The organism is Streptomyces sp. NPDC059900 (assembly GCF_050270335.1).
GTDB lineage: Bacteria > Actinomycetota > Actinomycetes > Streptomycetales > Streptomycetaceae > Streptomyces.
On the sequence record NZ_JBNNJZ010000739.1, the window covers coordinates 1 to 3477 of the forward strand.

The 3477-nt window shown below is 71.2% G+C and carries 3 protein-coding genes and 1 pseudogene; all 4 read right to left on the minus strand.

Translation table 11 applies throughout. The annotated features are described in order from the left end of the window. Nucleotides 1-549, minus strand: a pseudogene (locus ACQKIP_RS43030) (lipid-transfer protein); the annotation flags it as partial. A 60-nt stretch (nt 550-609) separates the two neighbouring features. Continuing rightward, entirely contained in the window at nt 610-2148 is a 1539-nt protein-coding gene (locus tag ACQKIP_RS43035; RefSeq protein WP_365853644.1) for an acyl-CoA synthetase, read from the minus strand. A gap of 20 nt (nt 2149-2168) precedes the next feature. After that, nucleotides 2169-2297: a hypothetical protein gene (locus tag ACQKIP_RS43040; protein ID WP_365853646.1), complete on the minus strand. Its 129-nt coding sequence runs from the start codon at nt 2295-2297 to the stop codon at nt 2169-2171. Continuing rightward, on the minus strand, nt 2294-3477 hold a 1184-nt coding region (locus ACQKIP_RS43045; RefSeq protein ID WP_427745505.1), incomplete at its 5' end, for a carboxylesterase/lipase family protein. The genes ACQKIP_RS43045 and ACQKIP_RS43040, both read right to left, overlap by 4 nt.

Here is a 3477-nt window from a genome sequence, read left to right on the forward strand (position 1 = left end):
GTTGTGTGCGGCATGGGCGCGGGCCTTGACCGCGATACGGGCGAAGGTGTCGGGGGCCAGTCCGTGCCGTTCGGCGTAGGCGGCGCCGGCACCGCCGAACAGCCGGGCTGCCGCCGGTGCGGTGCTGGGGCCCTGCACCGCGGTGGCGGTGTCCTCGAAGCGGGCCAGCGGCTGGGGGCGGTCGGGCCATACGGTGGCCAGGGCGCCGGGCCGCATCTGTTCGAAGCCCAGGGCGAGCACGCAGTCCGCGGCGCCGCTCGCCACGGCCTGGCGGGCCAGGAAGAGCGCCGTCGACCCGGTGGCGCAGTTGTTGTTGACGTTGACGATGGGGATGCCGCTCTCGCCCAGGGGGTAGAGCGCGCGCTGTCCGGCCGTCGAATCGCCGTACACGTAGCCGGCGTAGGCCTGTTGGATGTGGCGGTAGTCGAGCCCTGCATCGGCGAGGGCCGCGCGTGCGGCGCGCTCGGCCATGACGTCGTAGGTCTCGCTCTTGCTGGGGGTGGTGAAGGGGATCATTCCCACGCCGGTGACACGTGCCGTTGCAGTCATGTGCTGTTCCGTCCAGGTGGTGTGCGGAAGGTGCGGTGTGCGGAAGTGCGGTGCGCGGGGTCAGTGGACCGAGCGGTCGCTGTGGCTCCAGTGCGGGGCGCGCAGTTCGCGCTTGAGGATCTTTCCGGCCGGGGAGAGCGGCAGGGCGTCGGTGAACTCGACGCTGCGGGGGGCCTTGTAGCCGGCGATGAGGGACTTGGTGTGCCGGCGGATCTCGTCCGCGGTGACGGTATGGCCCTCGCGCAGGACGAGGACGGCGTGGACGCGTTCTCCCCACTCCTCGTCGGGCAGGCCGATCACGGCGCAGGCCGCGACGGCCGGGTGCTGGGCGATGGCGTTCTCCACTTCGGCGGAGTAGACGTTCTCGCCCCCGGTGATGATCATGTCCTTGAGGCGGTCGACGACGAAGAGGTAGCCGTCGTCGTCCATGTAGGCGCCGTCGCCGGTGTGCAGCCAGCCCTCGCGCAGGGCCCCGGTGGTTTCTTCGGGTCTCCCCCAGTAGCCGCGCATGATGTGGCCGCCCCGCAGGGCGATCTCGCCGACGGTGCCGCGCGGTACCTCGTTCCCGCCGGGGTCGACGATCTTCACTTCGCAGTGCGCGGCAGCCCGGCCCGCCGAGCGCAGCCGTCGGCCTGCTCGGTGGTCCTCGCCGGTGAGCAGGGTGGCCATGGGGGCGGCTTCGGTCATGCCGTAGGCCTGGCTGAAGGCGACATCGGGGAAGGCGTCCATGGCGCGTTTCAGGACGGGTTCGGGGATGGGGGAGGCCCCGTAGACGATGGAGCGCATGCTGGACAGGTCGTGTTCGCCCAGGCCGGGGTGGTCGACGAGCGCCTGGATCATGGTGGGTACCAGCAGCGCGGAGGTGGGGCGGTGCGTCTGGATCGCCCTCAGGACGGCGCCCGCCTCGAATCCGGGCAGGATGACGTGGCATCCGCCGACGAGGTTCTGCGTGACCCACATGGCGAGGTCGGCCAGGTGGAACATCGGCGCCGAGTGCAGCAGGCGTCCTCCGGGGGTGGCGAGCCGGCCGGTGACCTGGCTGCCCATGGCGGACAGCATCATGTTGGTGTGGGTGAGCATGACGCCCTTGGGCGTGCCGGAGGTGCCGCCGGTGTAGAAGACGCCCGCCAGTTCCTCTCCCCCACGGCACGCGTCGTCGGCGGGTGAGGTGGCCTCGATGAGGTCCTCGTAGGCGAGCATGCCGGGCGGGGTGGGGCCCTCGCCGCAGTGCACGACGGTGACCGGCGCCTTGTCCAGTGCGGCGACCAGGCCGGCGAAGGTGTCGTCGACGAACAGGATGCGTGCGTCGCAGTCGTGCAGCGAGAAGCTGATCTCCTGTGCGCTCCAGCGGATGTTCACCGGGACGACGGCGGCGCCCGCCCACCAGGTGGCCAGCAGGGTTTCGTGGTAGCGGTCGGAGTTGTGCGCGAGGATCGCGATCCGGTCGCCCGGTGCGGCATGCAGGGCCTTGAGTGCGCCCGCAAGACAGGAAATACGGTGCGCTGATGCGCGCGCGGTGCGAGTGCGGTCCTGGTAGACGGTGAGCGGGGCGTCGGGCGTCTGCTGGAGCATGCGGTGCAAGGGCTGGGTGAGAAACATGATGCCCCTTTCGTGTGTCGTCAGCGCTCGCCCGGGGCGGGCGCGGTGGCGCATGCGGAGAGGTCGACGGGCACGGCGGCGGGCGCAGGGTGCGCGGTGCCGCCGGTGCCGGTGATCAGTGCGGCGGGGGCCGGGACGGAGGTGCTCATCGGATGCCCTGCCACAGTTGCCGCTCGGCGCCCGCCAGGTCGTCGACGGGCCCGCTGTCGACGTCGAAGCGCATCGTCACGCGGCGCGTGGTGTCGTAGCCGTGCCAGCCCGGGCCGCGTCCGTGGGCGAACTCAGTCCAGGCCTGGTGCATGAGGGTGGCCAGGTGGTGCGGCGGTTCCTCGCCGAGCAGGCCGCTCTCGGCGGGGACGGCGGCCAGGTTGTCGTGGACGAAGGGCACCTCGAGCGTGTGGGCCGCACCGCTGCCCGGCGGCAGCACCGGGCTCTGCCAGGTGAATTCGTACGCCCAGTGCGGGCCTTGGTGGGCTTCCAGCAGGCGCAGGGTAGGGATGCGGATGGCCCAGTCGGTCCAGGCGGCCTGTACGAGTTCGTGCAGGGACGCACCGGGGCGTGAGGCCTGGCCGTAGACGGCGAGATCGTCGCGGGTGAGTCCGAAGGCCTTCAGTGCCGATTCCTCGAAGCCCTCGTGGAGGCGGTCGAGTTGGCCGCGCTGGGCCAGGAAGCTGATGGTCTCGTCGCGGGTGGTTCCGGCGAGCACCTCGACGTCCGCGGAGGCTCCCCCGGCCAGGGCGGTGAGGACGTCCTGCGGGAGGGTTTCCTCGTCGATCACCGTGCGGAAGGGGCTGACGAGGAACGACTGCGCGCCCCAGCGCTGTGGTTCGTTGTATTCCAGCGCCAGTTGCAGCACTGCCTCCTGTGTCGCGGCAGGATCCGCGCCGGCGAACCCTTCGACTGTGGCGGGCACGCCCAGGAGCCGGGCCAGCCGGTCGGTGGCTTCGTGGGCCTGCGTGCGGGACACATCCGTCATGCTGACGCCGCTCTGGGCGATGGCGCGGCAGAAGAGCCCTCGGGCGGAGGGCATCGCGAGCAGGTTCATGACGCTCACCGCCCCGGCGGACTGGCCGAAGACGGTGACGTTGCCGGGGTTTCCGCCGAATGCGGCGATGTTCTCGCGCACCCAGGTCAGTGCGGCCACCTGGTCGCGCAGGCCCAGGTTGGCGGGGCGGTCGGCGACGGGCAGGAAGCCCTCGACGTTCAGCCGGTAGTTGATCGATACGTACACCACGCCGTCCCGGGCGAAGGCCGATCCCTCGTAGCCGGGGGCGGATCCGGCGCCGAAGGCGTAGCCGCCGCCGTGGATCCACACCATGACCGGCAGGC

Coding starts and splice junctions, on each gene's coding strand:
- ACQKIP_RS43035 (WP_365853644.1), bottom strand. CDS start 2,148: ATGTTTCTCACCCAGCCCTTGCACCGCATGCTCCAGCAGACGCCCGAC.
- ACQKIP_RS43040 (WP_365853646.1), bottom strand. CDS start 2,297: ATGAGCACCTCCGTCCCGGCCCCCGCCGCACTGATCACCGGCACCGGC.